The sequence below is a fragment of the Neoakkermansia glycaniphila genome, from assembly GCF_900097105.1.
Classification (GTDB): Bacteria; Verrucomicrobiota; Verrucomicrobiia; order Verrucomicrobiales; family Akkermansiaceae; genus Akkermansia; species Akkermansia glycaniphila.
Genome location: NZ_LT629973.1, coordinates 2678308 through 2700109 on the forward strand (window position 1 = coordinate 2678308; position 21802 = coordinate 2700109).

At 57.8% G+C, this 21802-nt stretch carries 10 protein-coding genes; 1 reads left to right on the top strand and 9 read right to left on the bottom strand.

The annotated features are described in order from the left end of the window. Window positions 1-237: 237 nt before the first annotated feature. Window positions 238-507: an HU family DNA-binding protein gene (locus PYTT_RS11220; RefSeq protein ID WP_067777562.1), complete on the top strand. Its 270-nt coding sequence runs from the start codon at window positions 238-240 to the stop codon at window positions 505-507. Window positions 508-581: 74 nt separating this feature from the next. Here the strand turns inward: PYTT_RS11220 and PYTT_RS11225 are convergent, their stop codons facing one another. From PYTT_RS11225 to PYTT_RS11270, 9 genes are all read right to left on the bottom strand, one after another. Continuing rightward, complete coding sequence (locus tag PYTT_RS11225; RefSeq protein ID WP_141675892.1) at window positions 582-4319, bottom strand: hypothetical protein; 3738 nt, start codon at window positions 4317-4319, stop codon at window positions 582-584. Between the two features lie 205 nt (window positions 4320-4524). Then, window positions 4525-8220 (bottom strand): hypothetical protein, encoded by a 3696-nt coding sequence (locus PYTT_RS11230; RefSeq protein ID WP_071133488.1) that lies wholly within the window; start codon window positions 8218-8220, stop codon window positions 4525-4527. A gap of 741 nt (window positions 8221-8961) precedes the next feature. Next, entirely contained in the window at window positions 8962-10059 is a 1098-nt protein-coding gene (gene hemW, locus PYTT_RS11240) for a radical SAM family heme chaperone HemW (protein WP_172801821.1), read from the bottom strand. Window positions 10060-10235: 176 nt separating this feature from the next. After that, window positions 10236-10985: a glucosamine-6-phosphate deaminase gene (gene nagB, locus PYTT_RS11245; RefSeq protein WP_067775984.1), complete on the bottom strand. Its 750-nt coding sequence runs from the start codon at window positions 10983-10985 to the stop codon at window positions 10236-10238. Window positions 10986-11044: 59 nt separating this feature from the next. Then, complete coding sequence (locus PYTT_RS11250; protein ID WP_067775981.1) at window positions 11045-14524, bottom strand: AsmA-like C-terminal region-containing protein; 3480 nt, start codon at window positions 14522-14524, stop codon at window positions 11045-11047. 25 nt (window positions 14525-14549) lie between these two features. Then, entirely contained in the window at window positions 14550-14936 is a 387-nt protein-coding gene (gene rbfA, locus PYTT_RS11255) for a 30S ribosome-binding factor RbfA (protein ID WP_172801822.1), read from the bottom strand. A gap of 50 nt (window positions 14937-14986) precedes the next feature. Continuing rightward, window positions 14987-17035, bottom strand: coding sequence for a translation initiation factor IF-2 (gene infB, locus PYTT_RS11260; protein WP_067775975.1), 2049 nt, complete (start codon window positions 17033-17035; stop codon window positions 14987-14989). 42 nt (window positions 17036-17077) lie between these two features. Further along, window positions 17078-18352: a transcription termination factor NusA gene (gene nusA, locus PYTT_RS11265; protein WP_067775970.1), complete on the bottom strand. Its 1275-nt coding sequence runs from the start codon at window positions 18350-18352 to the stop codon at window positions 17078-17080. 272 nt (window positions 18353-18624) lie between these two features. Then, entirely contained in the window at window positions 18625-21777 is a 3153-nt protein-coding gene (locus tag PYTT_RS11270) for an efflux RND transporter permease subunit (protein WP_067775967.1), read from the bottom strand. Between the last annotated feature and the right edge of the window lie 25 nt (window positions 21778-21802).

Here is a 21802-nt window from a genome sequence, read left to right on the forward strand (position 1 = left end):
TTTAGGGGAGATTTTCATATGTCACTCTCTTCTTCCGTGTATATACATTGAATATGCAAAATTTGCAATCATAAAGTGAGTTCTGGTGTCAGTTTTTCGCCCGATACGCATGCCGGGTTTTGTCCGGAAACGATTGCCGGGCAGGGAGGGAGCGGGTTTTGCAACCTTCCGTTTTCGGGTTCGAACGTCATTTTATGCTTTACTTTATACGGATATTGTATTAAAAAACCGCTGCTTATGAATAAGGCTCAACTTACAGAACTCGTTCGTCAGAACCTTGGAGGATCCGCTACGAAAAAGGCGGCTGATTATGCTCTTGCCGCTGTTTTGGATTCCATTGCCGAAGGTATTGAAAAAGATGGCAAGGTGCAGATTCTCGGTTTCGGCACGTTCCTCGTCAAGACGCGTGCCGCACGTACGGGCCGTAATCCGAAGACGGGCGAACCGATGACGATTCCCGCATCGACGATGGTTTCGTTCAAGGCATCTTCTTCTCTGAAGGACTGATTTGCTTCCGAATATTTCAGCAAAAGCGCCGAGCCGTTCCGGTTCGGCGCTTTTTTTGCCGGAACATGCCTCCGTCAGATTTCTGCGGCATCAAGCCAGCGGAAGGAGACGATTCTGAATTTGCGGCCGAAGGCGAAGTTCACGTCGGAGACGGTTCTCTTTTTCGGATTGTTTTCTTCGTATGTGGCGGTTTCGGGATTGTCTGCGGCGTCCACATATTCGATGCCGCGCTGTACGGTGGCTTCGCACCATGCCTGCGCAAGGATGCGTCTGCCGGATTTGTCTTTCACGCAGCCGTAGGCGCGGATGGTGAAGGTGTCGTCGCGTACGGTGAGGACATTGCCGATGGAGGAAAGTACATCCGACTGGATGAGGTAGCCCGGGGCTGCCGTGTGGATGGAACCGGTGACGGCTTCGGGGAATTTGAAGAAGTCGCCAGTCGCTACGTCTCCGACGCTTATATTGAACATGGAGTTGATTTCGGTGGCGTCGATGGCCGCCTGCAAGGCGCCTGAAAGGCTGGTTTCGGTGTTTTTGGCATCAAGTCGGCGGTTGACGAAATCCGCCATGTTGAGGAATGGGCCTCGTTTTTTGACCTGCACAACGATCTGCTCGGCGAGTTTGCGGAGCTGTTCGGGAGAGAGTTTACGGACTTCGCCCCATGCAGTGATGTAGGCGCCCTTGCCTCGGAAGTCCGCACCTTTCAGGGGATCATAGGAGCCGAAGTTTTCGAGGCTTTTGGTGGTGGTGGAAGTGCCGAAACGGGAGAAGATGACTTCTTCCTGTTTTTTATCGCGCTCAACGATGGCGAGGGAGTCGCCATCGCGCCCGACGAGTTTTCTGTTCTGGAGGCCCTGAAGGAGGGCGTACCAGGCATTGACGGAAGTTGAGTTGATGTTGAAGCCGCCGTCGATGAGGATGTATTGTGCAATGTATTTCCAGCCCTCATCGGAGAGGATGTCCTGAATCATGTCGTCGTCTCTGATTCCGGTTTGCGCCTTGATGTATCTGCGGACGGGGAGCCGTTTTCCGTCCTTGAAGAATTCCCGTGCGACGTCTTTGGCTTTTTGGGCGGTTGTTGAAGAGATGGATTTGGGCATGTCGGAGATGGAAGAACAGAAGAATCTGTCCCAGAGAGCGTCGTTGATGAGGAATCCGTGGTCGAAGTAGTTGTCGAAGATTCGGCTGCAGAAGGGTACGTTGGTCGAGATGCGAGACTGATTGAACTGGTAGACCTGGTCGGCCGGAATGGCAGGATCGGCGAAGGAGTTTCCGATGCCGACGCCGGATACTCCGGATTGGTATTGAAGCCTCCGCAAGTGGGCGGCGGCATAGGTGCCGGTGAAGGAGCTTCCTGCGGGTGTGGTTTCCCACCAGCCCGGCAGGAGTTTCATGCCGGAGAATCCTGCAAGGCTGAAAGGCGGATGGATGGGGAGTTCGAAGATGGAGGCGAAGGAGACCTGTTCGCCGTCCCGCGTGATGCCGAGCGTGCCGTTGCGGCCGATGGCCTCGATGGGGCACATGCTCAACCCCGTGCCGGCGGGTAGGGTCGAGAGCTGGAAGGGGTGGTATTGGCGGCGTTGATCGTCCGGGCGGATGGACATGGAGCCCCAGAAAGCCGGGGAGGAATGCTGCCATGATTTGCAGCGGTAGTCTTTGTCGGGATAGATGCGGGTGTCTGTATGGCCGCCCGTTTTGGCGGTGGCTCCGACGGCAGCGACGAAGAAGGGGATTTCCCGATTGCTTTGGGTTCCGTTGCAGGTGAAGATGGAGTTGTTCTGTTTCGGGTCGCAGAAGACGGTATCGGTGGGGGAGTTCGGATCGTACCAGCCGAGCGTGAAGCGCTGGGGCGACATGAGGTATTTGCCGACGCCGCCGTTGCTGGAGTCGTACGGCCCCATGCTGCCGTATCCGTTGAGTACCGAGATGGCTTCATAGGAATCGGGCGTCATCCATCTGGAGTCCGTTTCACTGCCGTAGGGGAGGTTGGACGATGAGCATCCGTCTGCATTTTTGCCGAGACGAAGGGCGATGTAGTATTTTCCGGAATCGATTTCGGATTTCTTTTTATTGGAATAGATGCGCACCCGGTATCCGGCGACGGCCTGGGGATTGTAGCCTTCGACCCAGGGGTTGGCTCCCGGATTGCTGTACTGGTCGTTGCTGCGGGCTTTGGCATGCGAGAAGAAGATGATTTCGCCCGGAGCGAAGACGATATCTCCGCTGCGATCGGTCATGCTTTTGCGGAAGTAGTTGCCCCAGTCGCCACCGAGGCCGTAGATGTCGTATCTCTGGATGAATTCCTTGCTGCCCCACGAGTATTTGCCCGTAGCTTCATCCCTGAGGCCGAGGAGTTGCATCCATGTGGTTTTGTAGGGAATGCTGTGGGAATAGAGCTGGTCTCCCCTGATGCGCATCGGGATGTTGTACGGGTTCCACCACAGGAACATGGGAGCGAAGGAGAGGCCGCAATCGTAGGTGGTTTCGTTTTCGTCTTCCTTGTTTTCCTTGTTGACTTCGACCGTGAGGCCGAATGTCTGGTAGAATGCCAGCATGACGGGGGTGCGGGCGTAGCCCGCTTTGGGATCTCCTTTTTCGAATCCCGTTTTGTTGTCGTAGCTGGAATTGGTTTGCCCCGAATTGGCCAGCACGCTGCCGCCCAGCCGGGTGTACGCTTTGTCCATCGCTCCGATCAGTCCGGCGGTGCGGTCGCCGGACGATTCGTTTTGTTCGATCGCACCGGGCCAGAGATGGTACCATGCGTGCATGCTCTGCCAGGAGCCGATCGGCATGTCCGGTTCCGTGCCCTTCTGGACGCTTTCGTCGCTGAAGATGGGGCAGTCAGCAGTGTCGGTTCTCTCGAATTCCGTCGAGGAGAGATCCTTTTTGGTGAGAAGCAGGTTCAGATCGTGTTTCAACCCTCCCTTGCGTACGTTGACGGGAAGGCTGACGGATGATGTGGTGATGTCGAAGTAATAGTTGTGGTCTCCCGTGTGATTCATGGTGACCAGAGGAAGGGTTTCGATGCTGATGATCCGGGAGCGGGCGCCCGTTTCGGATGGCAAGTCCTTCAATCCCTCGATGCCGCCCGGTTCGGGGCGGGGAGTGTTCCATGTCATTCTCTGGATGGCGAGTATGTCCGTCGTATCAAGCGTGTCGAATGATTCGTCCATTCCTCGTTTTCTGGAGTCTTCGTTTTCCAGATTGATTTTGGCCTTCTGGTTCTCACCGCCGATCCACCAGGCAAAATAGCCTTTGTTTTGTCCGCGTACTGGGGTTTGAATGAGGTCGGCATAAATATATTGCTGCTGAGGGCAGCTTTTTCCGAGCGTGTTTTGCCCGAGGAGCAGGACTCGGCCCGGTTGGCGCATGCCGAGGTCCGAAATTCCTTCCAGCTCCTGAAGCTGGCTTTCATTGGCGGATGAGATAAGCCACCGGAGGAATAGCTTGGAGCGGCCTGCATCGTACGTGTCGGATATTTTGAGGTCGGTCGATGTGCTTTTCGCGGTGAGGAAGGTATCCCAACTGCGCCAGACGCCGAGAATGTGCGGGTTGAAAGAAGTGGTCGCATGAGCGGCGTTCCCGCTCTCTTCAATATCCGGATTTTCCTTGAAGGCGAGAATTCCCGAGTAGGCCGAGACACGTTGGTCGGCTCCGAGAGTGGTCTGAAGGTCGCCGATGGCCACATCGAGCGCGAGGAGGCATTGCGCGCGTGCTTCGGAATTGAGGAGGGAAGAATCGGCAATCCTGATTTGCGAGGTAGCCAGGCTTAAGAGACCGACGCAGAGCAGGGAGAGGAGGAGCATCAGCATGACCGTGGCAACGAGCACAAAACCTTTGCACCGTTTTTTTCTCAGGAGAAACCGCAGATGTCCGGGGAGAATCATATCTTATGAAGTAAGATATATCCGGACTAATAGGATGTAAATGAAAAAATGAAATATTTTCTATGGAACTTGTTGGAATAATAAGGTTTACTCGTTTCAAGCCGAGATCTGCGATCAGCCGGATGGAGGCTTAAACTTCAGCGGCGTCAAGCCAGCGGAAGGAGACGATTCTGAATTTGCGGCCGAAGGCGATGTTCACGTCGGTCATGTTTTCTGTCCGCGTGCCGTCGTCCTTGTAGGGAAGTTCTTCGACATTGTTGGCGCTGTCCACATACTCGATGCAGCGCTGCACCGTGGCTTCGCACCACGCTTGCGAGAGGATGCGCTTGCCGGATTTGTCCTTCACGCAGCCGTAGGCGCGGATGGTGAAGGTGTCGTCGCGCACGGTGAGGACGTTGCCGATGGAGGAAAGAATATCCGACTGGACGAGGTAGCCCGGTGCTGCTGTGTGAACGGAGCCGTTTTCCGCCTCGGGGAACTTGTAGAGGTCGCCCTTGGTGCTCGGTACGGTGGCCCGGTTGAACATGGAGTTGATATCGGTGGCGTCGATGGCCGCCTGCAGTGTGCCCGCCAGGCTGCTGGCGGTATCCTTGGCATCAAGACGGCGGTTGACGAAGTCCGCCATGTTGAGGAATGGGCCGCGTTTCTTGACCTGGACGACGATCTGTTCGGCGAGTTTGCGGAGCTGGTCGGAGGAGAGTTTTCGGACTTCGCCCCAGGCGGTGAGGTAGGCGCCCTTGCCTCGGAAGTCGGCGCCCTTCATGGGATCGTAGGAACCGAAGCTTTCGAGGCTCTTGGTGGTGGTGGATGTTCCGAAGCGGGAGAAGACGACGTCGTCCTGCTTCTTGTTGGGTTCGACGATGGCGAGAGAGTCACCGTTTCTGCCGACGAGTTTTCTGTTCTGGAGGCCCTGAAGGAGAGCGTACCAGGCATTGACGGAAGTTGAGTTGATGTTGAATCCGCCGTCGATGAGGATGTATTGGGCGATGCCTTTCCATCCTTCGTCGGAGAGGACGTCCTTGAGGATGTCGTCGTCCTTGATGCCGGTCTGTGCCTTGATGTACCTGCGCACGGGGAGTCGTTTTCCGTCCTTGAAGAATTCGCGGGCGACATCTTCGGCTTTCCTGACGGAAGCGGAAGAGACGGACTGGGGCATGTCGGAGATGGAGGAGCAGAAGAATCTGTCCCAGAGAGCATCGTTGATGAGGAAGCCGTGGTCGAAGAAGTCGTCGAAGATGCGACCGCACATGGAGAGGCCAGGGATGTTTGATTTGTTGTACTGGTAGACCTGGTCGGCGGGGATGGCGGGGTCGGCGAAAGAGTTTCCGATGCCGACGCCGGGTACGCCGGACTGGTATTGCTGGCGGCGCATTGTCGCTTGATAAACTCCGGACGTGTCGAACCAACCGGGAGTGAGGCGCATGCCTGCAAAGCCGGCGAGGCTGAAGGGGGGATGGACGGGGAGTTCGAGGACGGAGGCGAAGGAGGCCTGTTCGCCGTCCTGAGTGACGCCGAGCGTGCCATTGCGGCCGATGGACTGGACGGGGCACATGCTCATGCCTGTACCGGCGGGAAGCGTGGCGAGCTGGTAGGGATGGTATTGCCTGCGCTGTTCATCGGGCAAGATGAGCATGGAGCCCCAGAAGGCGGGGGAGGAGTGTTGCCATGTTTTGGCCCTGTAGTCGGTCTGGTAGATGCGAGTGTCAAGAACTCCAGCTGTTTTGGGCCCGATGCCGGCGGCAGCGATGAAGAAGGGGGCGTCGGGGTTGTTCTGGATGTCGTTCTGTGTGGACCAGCGGGCATTGTTGGTAATTTCATCGCAGAAGGTGGTGTCGAGTCCCGTATCAGCGGGGTCGTACCAGCCGAGAATGAAACGCTGAGGAGACCAAAGGTATTTGTCGGTTCCGCGGACGCCTCCGATGATTTTCATGCCGCCGTATCCGTCATACAGGGTGATGGCTTCGTTGCGGCCAGGTGCGAACCAGTCGCCGTCGGTCTGATAACTTCCTCCTTGATTTTTGCCGAGACGGAGGCGGAGGTAAAATTTGCCCGTGTCGATGACCGATTTTCGGCATTGGTGTTCCTTGTCGTAACCGTTTTCGCGGGCGTAAAAGTGGGCGCGGTATCCGGCGACGGCCTGAGGATGGTATCCTTCTGCCCACGGATTGTTGGCGATGCCGTTATAATCGACTTGCTTGAACGACTGGGCATGTGTGAACAGGATGATTTCACCCGGAGCGAAGATGAGATCGTCATTACCTGTCAGCGATTTGCGGAAGTAGTTGGCGTAGTCCATTCCGAGCGAGGCTGCCCCCGTACCCATCGTCATGGCATAGGTGGACCAGTTGTATTTCCAATCGGGCACATTGGCGGCTCCCTGAATGGAATACGATTGAAGCCAGAAGGATTTGTAGGGAACGCTGTGCGAATAGAGCTGATCCGTATGGATACGCATGGGCACGTTGTACGGGTTCCACCACAGGAACATGGGCGAGAAGCACATTTTGAGCTGGTAGAGCTGTTCCTTGGGTTCGCTGTCGGACATTTTCCAGGGTTCCGTGACGAGGCCGAAAGTCTGGAAGAATCCGAGGATGACCGGAGTGCGGGTGTATCCGGCCTTGGAATCTCCTTCCTCAAGAAGAGTTTTGTTATCCAGCAGGCTTTCGTTGCCGGAAGGAAGTTCATTGCCGCTCAAGCGTGTGTATGCAGTATTCATGTTGCCGATCAACGAAATGGTTCTCGGTGCATCCTGCGTGTTGCCTTGTGCGCCTGGCCAGAGGTGATACCATGAATGCATGACCTGCCACGAGCCGATCGGCATGTTCGGCTCCGTGCCCTTCTGGACGCTGGAGTCGTCGAACAGCGGGCTGTCGGACGACGAACGCCGTGCAAATTCCGTCGATGCCAGATTCTGCTTGTTGAGCAGAAGGTTCAGGTCCTGCTTGAGGCCGCCCGTCTTCACGTTCACCGGCAGAGTGATGGAAGATGTGGTAACGTCGAAATAGTAGGGGTGCCCGTCCTGCGTACTCGACATGACCAGAGGCAGTGTGTTCAGGCTCAGGATGCGGGCGCGTTCTCCGGGTTTGGAAGGAAGGTCTTTCAGGCCTTCGATATCACCCGTTTCCGGGCGGGGCGTGTTCCACGTCAGGCGCTGGATGGTGAGTACATCCGTCGTGTCGAGGGTGTCGAAAGATTCGTCCATGCCGCGCTTTTTGGCATCTTCGTTTTCGAGGGAAATATTGGCTTTCTGGTTTTCACCGCCGATCCACCAGGCGAAGTAACCTTCGTTTTGTCCCTTGGCCGGGGTTTTGATCAGATCGGCATAAATATACTGATCCTTGGAGAATTTTTTGCCAAGTGTGCCTTCACCTAGGAGGAGGACGCGGCCCTGTTTGCGCTGACCGAGTCCCTTGACTCCTTCAATATCGGAAATCTGGGTTTCATTGACTGCGGAAATGAGCCAGCGGCGGAATTGCTTGGATCGGCCCGCATCGTATGTTTCTGAAATCTTGAGGCCTGTGAGTTTGCTTTTGCCGGTGAGGTAGGCGTCCCAGCTGTTCCAGACGCCGAGGATGTAGGGATTGAAAGAGGTGGAGGTGTTGCCGCCGCTTTCGAAGTTGCTCTGCGTTTTGAGGTCGAGAATGCCGGAATAAGCTGAGACGCGCTGGTCGGAACCGAGGTTGGCCTGAAGGTCGCCGATGGCCATGTCGAGTGCGAGGAGGCATTGAGCGCGTGCTTCGGAATTGAGGAGAGCAGAGTCGGCAATCCTGATTTGAGAGGTGGCGAGAGCCATGAGGCCGACGCAAATCAGGGAAAGCAGTAGCATGAGAGTGACGGTAGCAATGAGGGCAAAACCTTTGCGATTTCGTTTTCTCAGTATAAATTGCAGGTGTTTTGAGAGGTACATGCTGTTCAATAGGTAAAAATATAATATCCCATAAACGCGGGCTGAGGGCAAATCAAATTTCTGGTCTTGTTGTGGCGTTTGCGATGAAATGAGGCTATAAGTTTATTTTGTGCAAATACACGAAAAAGAGAGAGAAGCCGGAAGCAGTTATTATTGAATGGGAATGAAGCCTGATATTCTATGAAAATTTGTGCTGCTTATGAGGATGGAGCATCATCCTCATTGCGGGAAGCAGGCGAGTGATTTGAATTCAGGTTTATTAAACCCTCGTTTTCTTGAAACATGAGTCTGTTTGTCTGACGGAAAAGAGTCAATTGCTTTTCTGCAGCAAGAGCCTCCACGACCTCCATCAGGTCGTTTTCAATGTCGAGAATGATGTGGCCGTTTCGGGCGGAGTCTGTTGTTGGAGGTATGTTTGGAGTTCATGGAGAATGGTTTCCCGGATGATGTCGGTGGGTGTACATTGCCTCATGGTGGCAAGCTTTTTCAGATGTTCGAGAACGGCAACGCCTTCTGCGAATGATTGTCGGCGTTGATTGGAGACAAACAAGGGTTCATATGCCCGGAACGGTTTGACCAAAATTAAATTCTTCGGATTTCTCCGTAGAATCAATGGCTGTGTTGGGATGATGTGGCGGATGTTGAGGGTGGCAAGAATCGTCAATCGATCAATTCGACGGCGATTGCATCGACGAGCAGCCGTCCGCGCCCCGTCAGAACGATATTTCCGTTATCTTGTCTGGCCGCCATGTGTTCGCGTATCAGTTCGGCCACCAACGGGCTGTCTTCCATGCGCAGCCATGAATCCGGCAGGCCCGTATCCGTACGCAGAAGGAGGCCGATGCGTTCCGTACGGTAAGCGGCGTCATCGAGGCGTTCCCTCTGTTCGGGGATGCGGCTGTGTTCCAGCAAGGCAGAGATGTAGTCGGTCGTGTTGCCTGTATTGAAGGAGCGGGTGCGGCCGACAGTGCTATAGGCGCCGGGGCCGATGCCGATATAGTCTTCTCCCTGCCAGTAGGCAAGGTTGTGCAGGGAAAGCGCACCGCCTTGAGCATAATTGGAAGTTTCGTAGTGGCGGTATCCGGCTCCGGTCAGCATGCCATGCGCCAGTTCGAACATGGCGGCATCGCGGTCCTCATCGCTTTCCATCAGCCCGGCGGCGTGCCTGCGGTAGAAATCAGTGTCCTCTTCGTAGGTCAGGTTGTATGTGGAAATGTGATCGGGGTTTTGTTCCAGCGTCGTTTCCAGAGTTTCCTTCCAGGATGCGACGGTTTGGCCGGGCAGGGAGAACATGAGATCGATATTGACTTGGGGCATGCCGACCTGCCGGAGCAGAAGGATGGATTCCCGAGCCTGCTCCGGCGTGTGAGTGCGGCCGAGCATGGACAGGAACGAGGCATCCCATGACTGGATGCCCAGCGAGATGCGAGTGATGCCGAGCTGCCGCCACAACTCTGCTTTTTTGGCGGTAAATGTGGCGGGATTGGCTTCGAAACTGAATTCTTCGACCGAGGAAATATCGGCATACACCCCGAGTCCTTCGACGAGCCGGGACAGATGCGTGGAAGAAAGCATGCTCGGCGTGCCGCCGCCGAAGTAGATGGTCGTCACCGGAGGGCACCCGGGAAGGCGCAAGGAGGCTTCTTTCAACAATGCATCGATGAATCTTTTCATATCCGTCTTGCCCGGTGTGTGCTTGTAGAAGGAGCAGTAGGGGCAGATACGATGGCAGAAGGGAATGTGGATATAGAGATGCATGCGGCAGGCTTGGTTTAGCATGAAACTCAGGCAGCGTCAAGCCGGGGAGCGGAGACCTCCGGGCTATTCATGAGGTGCGTTCGCAACGGGGATGAGGGCAAAATGATGTATCCGGAATCGAAGAAAGCCGTTCCACATGTCATGGAACGGCTTTCAGGTAAGGTGTGCAGTCCGGCTTATTTCTTGAGGTCGGCGGCGGCGGCGCTGTCGAGGTAGAAGGAAGCGTTCGGATGCTTCTGAAGGTAGGAGGCGGCAACGTCGATGGTGACGGGGCCTTCGACGGCTTTCTGTACGATGGAAGCTTTCTTGTCGCCCCAGGCCATGAGGGCTACCTTGCGGGCTCCCATGATGGTGGCGACGCCCATGGTGATGGCGGTTGCAGGGACATTTTCCTTGCCTCCGAAGGCGGGTGCGGCGTCCGTGATGGTGAGGTCGTCGAGATGCACCTGGCGGGTGATGGTGGTATCGTCGGAGCCGGGTTCGTTGAAGCCGATGTGGCCGGTGCGTCCGATGCCGAGAATCTGAAGGTCGATGCCGCCGCAGTCCTTGATTTTCTGTTCGTAGGCGGCGCAGTGGGCCGGGATGTCGGCATCGGCCAGCATGCCGGAGGGCAGGTTGACGTTTTCAGGCTTGATGTCGATGTGGTTGAAGAGGTTCTGGTGCATGAAGTACCAGTAGGATTCCTTGTGTTCGTGGGGGAGGCCGCAGTATTCGTCGAGGTTGAAGGAGACGACGTTGGCGAAGGAGAGGCCTTCTTCCTTGTGCAGGCGGATCAGTTCGGCGTAGAAGGGGAGGGGGGTGGCTCCGGTGGCAAGGCCGAGGACGACCTGTTTGTTTTCCGCCGAGCGGGAACGGATCAATGCTGCTACTTCGGCGGCGAGGGATTTGGCCGCGTCCTGGGGTGTATCGAAAACATTCACTGTCATAGCGGGCGCATTTTACTCCCGTTGGATTGCGTTTTCAACCCCAAAAGCGCAGGGAGGAGTTATCTTTTCCGTTTCGGCTCGGCCGGTTCCTCGGCTGGCGGATCCGGTTTGGACTGGCTTTTGCCGCTGTAAGGTGTCATGGTCCATGAGACGTTTTCAAGCGGGCCTGCGCCTCGGAATTCGAAAATGCCCTTGGTCAGGAGGTAGATGGGAAGTGTGACGATGCCCATCAGCCCGCGGAAGCGGAGCCGCAGGAAGGCATTGACGTAAAGTGTGTCGAGATTGATGTTGCCGTTGCCGGCCAGGGCGATGTTGGTGCCGGAGCAGGTGAAGTTGCCGGTGTTCAGGTAGCCTTTGTCGATGGTGTAGTCGAAGGTGGCCTGCTGGATGTTGTAGTTGACGACATGGTTGAGGCCGGGGATGGCATCGCCGAGGAGGCGTCCGATCATGCTGAAGAGGGAGAATTCGACGAGGTTGCCGTTGCGGATTTCGGCATGTCCCGAGCCTTTGATGGTGGAGGTGCGGCCTCCGCTGGAGGTGAAGGCGATGTAGTTGTTGACGGTGGCGGCGCTGAGCGTGGTGTCGTAGGATTTGGCAATGGCGGAGAGGTCGCATCCGGTGGTTTGCAGTTCCGCATTCAGGGCGTCGCCACCGTCGATCTGGGCGAGTACCTGCCCGCTGAAGGAGCCATTCCAGATGATGCCGTTCAGGTTTTTGACCTTGACCCATTGCGGGCTGATTTCAACCCTGCCGGTCGTGTTGACGAGTTGGAGGTTCGTGCCCAGAAGGGGATAGATGGTCAGGCCGTTGGTGTTGAAATTGATGGCGCTGGACATGCAGCCCATGTCGTCGCCAAGGGGGTAGATCCCCGATCCGGCGAGAGTCACAGCCTGCTGGAACTGAAAGCGGTCCAGAGTGCGGGCTGCGGCCGGAGCGAACATGCGGAGAGAGTAGTCCGGGAAGACGGTGCCGCGGAAGTTGTTGACGGCGACGGTTTCCTTTTGCAGGTCGAAGAGGACGGAGTCGGCTGTCAGTTTGCTGGTGGAGCTTCCTTTTTTCTTTTTAGCTTGCAGGTAGTTGCGGTTGTTGTAGACGATGACGGGAGTTCTCAGCAGGACGGCTCCCTTTTTGGCTTCGACGTACGTGGAGGCATCGTCGATGTCGACTCCTCGGAAGTCGACCTGTTTGATTTGGGCATTTCCTTTGACGGCGTATCCGGTACCGGGATCAAGTGTGTTGAGGCTGACGGTGAATTGTGCGGCAGTTTTGCTGTCCGGTTTCCATTTGAAGTAGGCGGCGATGTCGTGAAGGTCGGGGTCTTCCACGAGTTTGTCGATCACGTCCAGGCGGATGCTGCTTTTGCCTTCGATGAGCGTTTTGTCGAGCAGGGAACCTTTGGCGACACACTGGAGTTCACCGGTGTCGTGCTTCAGCAGGAAATTGCTGACGGTCAAGCGGGCGTCGTTATTCTCCGCCTGTTCGTAAATGCCGTCGATCGTGAGATTTTGGAGGGGGATGTGTTTCCATGAGAAGTCGTCCAGATCGGCACCGAGATAGAGGTATTTCAGCGTTTTGGCATTCGGCTCGCCGTGCAGGATGCTTGCAAGATCGACAGTTGCCCGTGCCTTGATGTTCGCTTTTTTGGGCAGCGTGAGAGCGGACGGCATGTCTCCACCCAGAGAGAAGATGTTCTGATAGACGTGCAGGGGGAAGTCGCTGTCGAGGTTGATCATGCCGAGTGCGCCGTCCGATTCCGCCACGAGGCTGATGGTGCCGTCGTGCCGTTTGAGGGTGCAGGTGCCGATGCGGACATTGTCGCCTTGCGTCGCGGCCTGCAGCTGGAAGTTGCCGAGGTTTTCACCGTTGTAGGAGCAGCCTTCCGTGCTGAGCGTGATGCTGGAGGATCCCGGGTAGGCCAGTTCTTTCCAACTTTTCCAATCGATTTCCCGAATGGTGGCTTGCAGGTTGAGGTCGTCGAGCTGCATGTCTTCGCGGGTAAGGCCTGCCATTTTCAGGTCGACCATGCAATGCTGAATGACGGGAGGGAGGTTCCACCCGCGGGTGAAGTCTCCGGCAAGTTGGAGGTGCAACTCCATGTTTTTCAGGGAGGTGTCTTCGTAGGAGGCATCCTGTAGCTTGACGTACAGGGCGCTTTCGTTCAGGATCATCGGCTCGTTCCACCCGTTGGGGAAAGCCATGTGCGCATCCAGCGTGAAGTCGGTCGTTCCTTCCAGTTTGAGGCCGGTGGGGAGGTTTAGGTCCGTTTTGCCGAGTTCGTTGATCAGGTTCGAGAGGACGGATGCCGGCAGCCTGTTGTCGAGATAGACGTGCATTTGCCGATCATAGGCAAGAAGGGAGCCGGAGAGTCCCTTGGTATGGGTGCGGATGGAAAAGTCGTGGATGTAGAGGGCCTCGTCCTTGTAGTAGAAGGAGCCTTCGATCATGCTGAATTTCTGGGTGCCGACGGAGAAGTCGTTCAGGGCGAAGTCGCCGTAGGCGTTCATGGTTTCGATGCCCTTGTAATCTGCCGTGAATTGCATGCTGACTTCGGCCTTGAGGTCCGGCAATCCTTCGAGTTCGACGGATGGGGGAAGGAGGGAGTCGTTCGTCAGGCGGGAGTACCAGCGGATGAGCGGGATGCTGCTGGTGAGGGTGGAGCGGAGCTCCCGGGTGGTGAGGTTCAAGCGGCCCGTCATGTTGAACCAGCCGATGGGATCGGCGGAGTGGAAGAGGCAGCGGTCAACGATCAGTGCGTCGTTGGTGTAGAGGACGGAGAGGTTGAAGCGATGGAAGACCAAGCCTTGGTAGCCGAGTTGCGGAGCCGTGAGGGAGATTTCCACATGCGGGTCTTTGTCGCGTTCCTGGTTGAAGCGGACTTCGAGGGAAGGCGGATCTTCCTTGTTCCAGGTGATGCGGTCGGTGTAGGCGAGGATGTCGCCGAGCGTCGGCCGTATGTCGTCGATGGATTGGTCGAGGTCGAAGGTGGTGGGCTGGCTTGTTTTTTCAGGTTTCAGGTCCAGCGGAAAACGGCCGACGACGGAGACGTGCATGCCTTGAAGGGTGAATCCGGCGTTTTCAATGGTGGCATTGCCGTCATGTCCAATTTCAATGTCGGCATGCAGATCGCCGATGTCGAGTTGGCTGGATCCGGCGATTTCCGTTTGCGTCGGGATGGTGACTTCGGCATTGCCGATCCGGATGCTGTGGATGTCGAAGTTGCCGGAGAAGAGTTCGCTGATGCTGATGTCGACACGTGCGCTGCCGATGCGGCCGACGGTGCGTTTTTGTCCGTCGAGCTTCGCGTCGAGGCAGATGTCGTCCGCATGGATGACGAGCCCCGAGAAGATGGTGATGCGCAGGTTGCCGATGGAGACCGGTATGCCCGCCTTGTGCAGTTCGTCTTCGATGTAGGTGCAGACGAAGCGGGGCAGGCCCCATGTGGCGACGATGAGGTAGCAGATGCCAAATCCTGCGAGGAAGAGCAGGGCAAGGGATGGGAGCAGCCCCCGTGTCCAGCGTTTCACCGTCCCTTTGTTCATGGCAGCGGAGCGTCCTTGCTGATGGTTATCTGAAGATGTCTTCTTCTCCTTCGGGAGCAGGGGGAGCCTTCGGAAGATTTTTGTCGATGTCGTCGATCAGGTTGACGAGGTCCACGCCTCGGCGGGCGGAGTCGTCGTACAGGAAGTTCAGCCGCGGCGTGCATCGCAGGACGACGCGTTTGGAGACGATGCTCTGGATGAGGCCCCTGTTTTTGTTCAGTTTTTCGATGACCTGCGCAGGGGGCATGGCGCCGACGATGCCGATCCATACCTTGCCTTCCTTGAGGTCTTCGGTGATGGAGACTTCAAGGACGGAGATGATGGTGCCGTGCCAATCGAACTCCTTCTGGATGACGGAGCTGATTTCGCGGCGCATGAGTTCGTTTACTTTGTCGAGTCGTCTGGCGCTCATTTGCGGGGATGGGGTGGTGGCGAGCCGCCGGAGACGGCCCGCCGCTGTGGTTAGAGTGTCTGCTTGATCTTTTCGAGCGTGTAGCACTCGATGACGTCGCCGGGTTCGTAGTCGTTGTAGTCGCCGAGGCGGATGCCGCATTCGAGACCGGCCTTGACTTCGTCGACTTCGTCCTGGAAGCGGCGCAGGGTGGACATTTTACCGTCGAAAACGGCTTGTCCGCCGCGCAGTACGCGGGCTTCGCAGGTGCGCTGTACCTTGCCGTCGGAGACGTAGGCGCCGGCTGCGCGGCCTTTGTTGAGCTTGAATACCTGTTTGACTTCGGCATGGCCGATGATGGTCTCGCGGGTTTCCGGTTCGAGGAGGCCGAGCATGGCGTCGCGTACCTGGTCGATGAGCTCATAGACGATGGAGTAGAGCTTGACCTGTACGCCTTCGCGTTTGAGCATTCTGACGGCATTCGATTCGACCTTGACGTTGAAGCCGAGGATGATGGCGTCGGACGAGGAGGCGAGGAGGACGTCGGATTCCGAGATGGGGCCGGCCGATGCACCGATGAAGAGGCATTCGACTTTGTCGGAGTGGATGTCGAGGATGGCCTTTTTGATGGCTTCGACGGAGCCTTGCACGTCGCCCTTGAGGTAGAGTTTGAGCTGGGCTTTCTGCGAGCCGTCGCCCATCATGGCGAGAATGTCTTCCATGCGGGAGCGTCGCGGCTGGGCGAGGCGGGAGGCGCGGAGTTCTTCTTGGCGTTCTTCGCTGAGTTTGCGGGAGGCGCGTTCGGATTCCATTTCGACGAGTTCGTCGCCGACGTTGGGCGTTTCGACGAAGCCGGCCACTTCTGCGGGCATGCCGGGGAGGACTTTTTTGATGGCTTTGCCCTTGTCATCGAAGAGTGTGCGTACTTTGCCCGAGTACGGGCCGCAGATGAAGGGCATGCCCACTTTGAGGGTGCCGCTCTGGACGATGACGGTGGCGGAGCTGCCTTTGCCCTGTTCCATGCGAGCTTCGATGATGGAGGCGCGGCAGTTGGCTTTCGGGTTGGCCTTGAGTTCCAGCACTTCGGCCTGAAGGAGCAGGAGGTCGAGCAGGTCGGAGACGCCTTCGCCGGTGAGGGCGGAGACGTTTACGCATTCGATATCGCCGCCGAAGTCGGTCGGGACGAGGCCTTCTTCCATGAGCCCGGTGCGGGCTTTGACGGGGTCGGCGGAGGGCAGGTCGCATTTGTTGACGGCGACGATGACGGTTTTACCGGCGGCCTTGGTGTGGGTGATGGCTTCGCGAGTCTGGGGCATGATGCCGTCGTTTGCGGCGACGACGAGGACGACGATGTCGGTGACGTCTGCGCCGCGGGCGCGCATTTCGGTGAAGATGGCGTGGCCCGGTGTGTCGAGGAAGGTGAGCTTCTGGCCGTTGTGTTCGACGGTGTAGGCGCCGATGTGCTGGGTGATGCCGCCCGCTTCGCCCGCGACGACGCGGGTGCGGCGGATGTAGTCCAGCAGGCTGGTTTTGCCGTGGTCGACGTGGCCCATGATGGTGATGATGGGCATGCGTTCCTTGAGGGTTTCCTCAGGTTCTTCTTCGACGGCGACGGGTGCGGGTTCTTCGATGATTTCAGGCTGGGCTTTGACGCCCGCGCCTTTTTCGCGTTTGCCGCGTTCGTAGATGAAGCCGTGTTTTTCGCAGAGGAAGGAGATCTGGTCGGCTTCCAGAGCGGTAGCCGGGTTGGCAAAGACTCCGATCGGCAGCAGGTCGGCGATGAGCTTGAAGGGTTTGAGCGACATGAGCGTCGCCAGATCGGCGACGGTGATGGGCGCCTTGGCCGTGATGAGCTTGCTGTCGGGATCGACGGCGGGTTCCGGAGCCGTGATTTCAGGCAGGGGAGCCTTGGCCGGTTCAACGGCGACTGGAGCCGGAGCCGCAGGTTTCTGTTTTTTCTTCGGAGCGAGAAGGTCGAGAGCCTCAGCTTTCGGTGCGGCGGGTACGGTTGCGGCCTGTTGAGGTTCAACCGGGGTCTCCTTGACGGCCTTTTTCGGCTTTTTGCCGCCGATCAGGTCAAGGGCTTCCTTGCGCGGGGGTGTATTGTCTTTGCTGGGCATAGATATGATTTGGGATGTTCCGTACCGGGGTGGGCGGCGGCTTTAGCCGGCGATGGTCCGGGCGCGGCTGATGATGGCTTCTGCTTCTTCGGGGGTGATGTTCAGGTTTTCGGCGATGTCCGCAGCAGGCATGCCGACGATGGCGGAGGCGGTGGTGCCGCCCATGGTGATGAGGCCGAAGGCGATTTCGTCGCCGATTTCAAGTTCCTTGGCGAGAGCCTTGGCGGCATCCTTGAGGCGCTGGTTGATTTCGGCCTGCGGATCGTAGGCGCGTACCTTGACGTCCCATTTTTCGGAGGGGGTGGAGATGAGGCGCGCGGTGAGGCGGGCGTTCTGTCCCTTGCGGCCGATGGCCTTGGCGACTTCGCGGTCGTCTTCGACGATGACGCGTACTTCGCGGGAGGCTTCATCGACGGTGACGCTCATCGGTTTGACGGGAGCGATGGCGGATTCGACGAAGGCTGCCTTGTCTTCCGTCCATTCGAGGATGTCGATTTTTTCGTGGTTGAGTTCGTTGACGATGCTCTTGACGCGGGAGCCGCGCATGCCGACGCAGGCGCCGACGGGGTCCACGTTGGGATCTGCGCTGCAGACGGCGATCTTGGTGCGGTAGCCGGCGTCGCGGGCGATTTCACGGATTTCGACGGTGTGGTCGGCGATTTCGACGACTTCGGATTCGAAGAGGCGGCGGACGAGGTTCGGATGGCTGCGGGAGAGGATGACTTCCGGGCCGCGGACTCCATCGCGCACTTCGCAGATGTAGAAGCGCATTTTGTCGTTGGGCGCGTAGTCTTCGCCGGGGATGCGCTGGCGGGCGGGCACGATGCCTTCGAACTTGTCGATGTCCACGATGATGTCGCCCTTGTCGAAGCGGCGTACGGTACCGGTGACGATGTCGCCGGCGCGGTCCTTGAAGGATTCCATCAGCATTTCCTGTTCCGCCTTGCGGATGCTCTGCTGCATGGTCTGGCGGGCCGTCTGGACGGCGATGCGGCCGAAGTCGGACGGCGTGATGTTGACGGTGAGGGTGTCGCCGGGCTGGATTTCGGCAGCCTTGCGCTGGGCGAGGCTGAGGGGGACTTCGTTGAAGGCGTCCGTGACGTCGTCGTCAGGCACGACGGTCATGATGGCCTTGATGCGGACGATGCCTTTCTGCGTGTTGATGTCTGCGAAGATCTGTTCGATCTGTTCGGATCCGGGAACCATCTTGCGGTAGGCGGTCAGGAAGGCTGATTCGAGGGCCTGAAGAACGCGTTCGCGGGGAAGTTCCTTTTCGCGAACATAGAAATCGACAAGGGCGGCGATATCGGAAGTCATGGTGGTGTGCGGCTTGTGTGTAAGGTTTTGTGAGAATAAAAAAGAGCGGGCCATGGACCCACTCTCGAGGCATCTCGGGACTGTTTACGCGTGTGAGTATAAAGTTTTGCGCAAGTGCAGTCAAGAGAATAAGGCAGCGCATACGCACTTTTTCCCGCAACGGCTCCGGACGAGCCGTTTTCCGGTCGCCGGAGGAGGTGGTTTTCTGCGGCATCGCCGCTCTTTTTTATCGCCTCCTGGCCAGGAGGTGCTGCCGGGGCAGGAAATTGCGGTCAGGGTGCCTTGTCCGGATCGTCGGTCTTCTGTGCGCCGGGGAGTTTTTTGTCCGGTTTTTTGACGCTTTCCCTCATGCGCTGGAAGACGCTGTAGAGGGAGGGCACGAAGAAGATGCCGACGAGGGTGGCGAGGCACATGCCGTAGAAGGTGGTGACGCCGATGGCCTGTCGGCTGGCGGCTCCCGCACCCGTGGCGATGACCATGGGGAAGACGCCGATGATGAAGGAGATGGCGGTCATCATGACGGCGCGGAAGCGCTGGGATGCGCCCCGGAGGGCGGCGGTCCGGATGGGGGCGCCGCGTTCGCGTTCGCTTTTGGAGAATTCGACCATGAGGATGGCATTCTTGCTGGCGAGGCCGATGAGCATGACGAGGCCGAGCTGCGCATAGATGCTGAGGGACATGGGCGATTCCTTCATGTAGTTCAGGCCGATGAGCGCGCCGAGCATGGCGACGGCGACGGAGAGGATGACGGGGAAGGGCGTGGTCCAACTTTCATACTGGGCGACGAGGAAGAGGTAGCCGAAGACGACGGCAAGGATGAGCAGGTAAACGATCTGCCCTTCGTTCTGGCGTTCCTGATAGCTCATGTCTTTCCATGCGACGCGGTAGCCTTGCGGGAGGTCGAGGTTTTCGATGTATTTCATGAGTTCGCCAGAGCTGGTGCCCGGCTGGAGCTGCACGGTGATGTTGGCGCTCATGAGCTGGTCGAAGCGTTCGAATTTCTGCGGCCCCATGATGTACGAGGGGGTGCTGAGTGCGCTGAGGGGTACCATGTTCCCCTGGTTGTTCTGCACCTGGATGTTCATGATGTCCTGTATGTTGCGGCGTTCGCTCGCTTCGGACTGGATTTTGACCTTGAAGGTGAAGCCCTGGATGGTGAAGTCGTTCACATAGAGTGAGGCGAGCTTGCTCTGCAGGGTGCTGAAGATGCGGTCCACGGGGACGTTCAGGCTTTCCGCCTTGTCGCGGTCGATGTCGAGGAAGAGCTGCGGCGTGTTGGCGTTGTAGGTGGAGAAGGCGCGCATGACGTTGGGGTTTTTGTTGATCATGGCGATGACTTTGTCCACGGTGGCGGCCAGTTCCTGCGGCGTGGCTTCTCCCGTGGCCTGAAGGACCATGGAGAGGCCGTCCGTCATGCCGAGGCCCATGATGGCCGGCGGTGTGTTGACCATGATGTTGGCCGAGGGGACGTCGTAGCAGATGGCTTCGATTTTTTTCTGGATGGCGGCGATCTGCAGGTCGGGGGTGGTTCGTTCGTCCCACGGGTCGAGCCGGACGATGCACATGCCCGTGTTTTCCCCGCGCCCGGTCATGAAGCTGAAGCCGACGGAGGAGGAGACGCTGGCGACGCCCGGCACGTTGAGGATGCGGGTTTCGATCTGGCGCAGGGCGTCGTCCGTGCGGGACATGGTGGCGTCGGGAGCCATCTGGACGATGCAGAAGATGGTGCCTTTGTCTTCGGAGGGGAGGAAGGAGGAGGGAGTCTGCACGAAGAGGGAATACCCGGCCCAGAGGATTCCGCCGAAGAGCAGCAGCGTGAGCCATGCGCGGCGGACGAGCGCTTTCGAGCCGACGATGTAGGCTCTGCGGAAGGCGTTGAGGGAGACGTTGAACGGCTTGAATATCCTGACTTCGGCTCCCGGCTTTTTGTGGCGGAGGAGCAGGACGCAGAGCGCCGGGCTGAGGGTGAGCGCGTTGATGGAGGAGAAGACGAGGGCGATGCACATCGTCACGGAGAATTGCGTGTAGATGGTGCCTACCATGCCGCCGTAGAAGGCGATGGGGACGTATACGGCGATGGTGACGAGCGTGGTGGCGACGATGGCCCCCGTGATTTGCTTCATGCTTTTGACGGTGGCTTCTTTCGGGGAGAGGTTTTCCGTTTCGATGAGCCGCATGGTGTTTTCCACGACGATGATGGCATCATCCACCAGAGAGCCGATGACGAGGATGAGGCCGAACATGGTGAGTACGTTGACGGAGAATCCGAGCGGCTGGAGGACGGCGAATGTGCCGATGAGAGAGACGGGGATGGCTATGGCCGGGATGATGGTGGCGCGCCAGTCCTGCAGGAAGATGTAGGTGACGCCGACGACGAGGACGAGGGCGATGATGAGCGTCCAGACGATTTCCTCCATGGTGGCGGAGATGAAGAGCGTGGGGTCGTAGCCCATGGTCCACGACATGCCGGGCGGGAAGTTCTTTTCCAGTTCCTTGAGTTTGGCGCGCGCGCCGTTGATGGCGTCCATGGCGTTGGCGTCGTCGTTGCGGTAGATCATCATGGAGACGGCTTCTTCGCCGTCCACACGGCTTCCGCCGGAGTAGCTTTCCGCGCCCAGTTCGATGCGGGCGATGTCGTTGAGCTTGGTGATGTGGCCGTCGTCGCTCTGCTTGACGATGATGTTGGAGAATTGTTCGACGGTTTCGAGTCGGCCCGTCGCATTGATTTTGTAGGTGACGATGTTGTTTTCGTCTTCATCGCCGATGGAGCCGGCAGCCGCCTGCATGTTCTGCGACTGGATGGCTTTCGATACTTCTTCCGGTGAGATGCCCATGGCGGACATGCGGACGGGGTCGAGCCAGACGCGCATGCTGTAGTCCTTGGCGGCCATGATGTCTGCCCCCGAGATGCCGTCCACCTGCGCGATCTGGTCGCGTATGTTCATGCGGACGTAGTTGTTCAGCTTGAGGATGGACATGTCCGGCGAGCTGGACCGGAAGGAGAATTGCCCGAGCATGTCGCTCGAGCGTTTCTTGATCTGCACGCCGGTGGATTTGACGATGTCCGGAAGCTTGGGTTCGACGCGTTTGATGGCGTTGTTCGTGTTGACCATCGCCATGTCGGCATCCGCTCCCGGTTTGAAGATGAGGGAAAGGGAGTAGGTGCCGTCGTTGCCGGAGGTGGAGGAGAAGTAGAGGAGGTCGTCCAGCCCGATGAGCTGTTCCTCGATGGGGGAGGCGATGACCTTGGCGATGTCCTGGGCGCTGGCCCCGGTGTAGGTCGCGCTGACGGCGATGGTGGGCGGGGCCACTTCCGGGTATTCGGCCACGGGCATTTTGTACAGGCAGATGGTGCCTGCCAGCATCATCAGGATGGCGATGACGAGGGCGAATTTGGGTCTTGAAATGAAGAATTGCGAGAACACGGAGATAATGTTATGTTAGATGAAA

Coding starts and splice junctions, on each gene's coding strand:
- infB (WP_067775975.1), bottom strand. CDS start 17,035: ATGCCCAGCAAAGACAATACACCCCCGCGCAAGGAAGCCCTTGACCTG.
- nagB (WP_067775984.1), bottom strand. CDS start 10,985: ATGACAGTGAATGTTTTCGATACACCCCAGGACGCGGCCAAATCCCTC.
- PYTT_RS11220 (WP_067777562.1), top strand. CDS start 238: ATGAATAAGGCTCAACTTACAGAACTCGTTCGTCAGAACCTTGGAGGA.
- PYTT_RS11250 (WP_067775981.1), bottom strand. CDS start 14,524: ATGAACAAAGGGACGGTGAAACGCTGGACACGGGGGCTGCTCCCATCC.
- hemW (WP_172801821.1), bottom strand. CDS start 10,059: ATGCATCTCTATATCCACATTCCCTTCTGCCATCGTATCTGCCCCTAC.
- nusA (WP_067775970.1), bottom strand. CDS start 18,352: ATGACTTCCGATATCGCCGCCCTTGTCGATTTCTATGTTCGCGAAAAG.
- rbfA (WP_172801822.1), bottom strand. CDS start 14,936: ATGAGCGCCAGACGACTCGACAAAGTAAACGAACTCATGCGCCGCGAA.
- PYTT_RS11225 (WP_141675892.1), bottom strand. CDS start 4,319: ATGCTGATGCTCCTCCTCTCCCTGCTCTGCGTCGGTCTCTTAAGCCTG.
- PYTT_RS11230 (WP_071133488.1), bottom strand. CDS start 8,220: ATGCTACTGCTTTCCCTGATTTGCGTCGGCCTCATGGCTCTCGCCACC.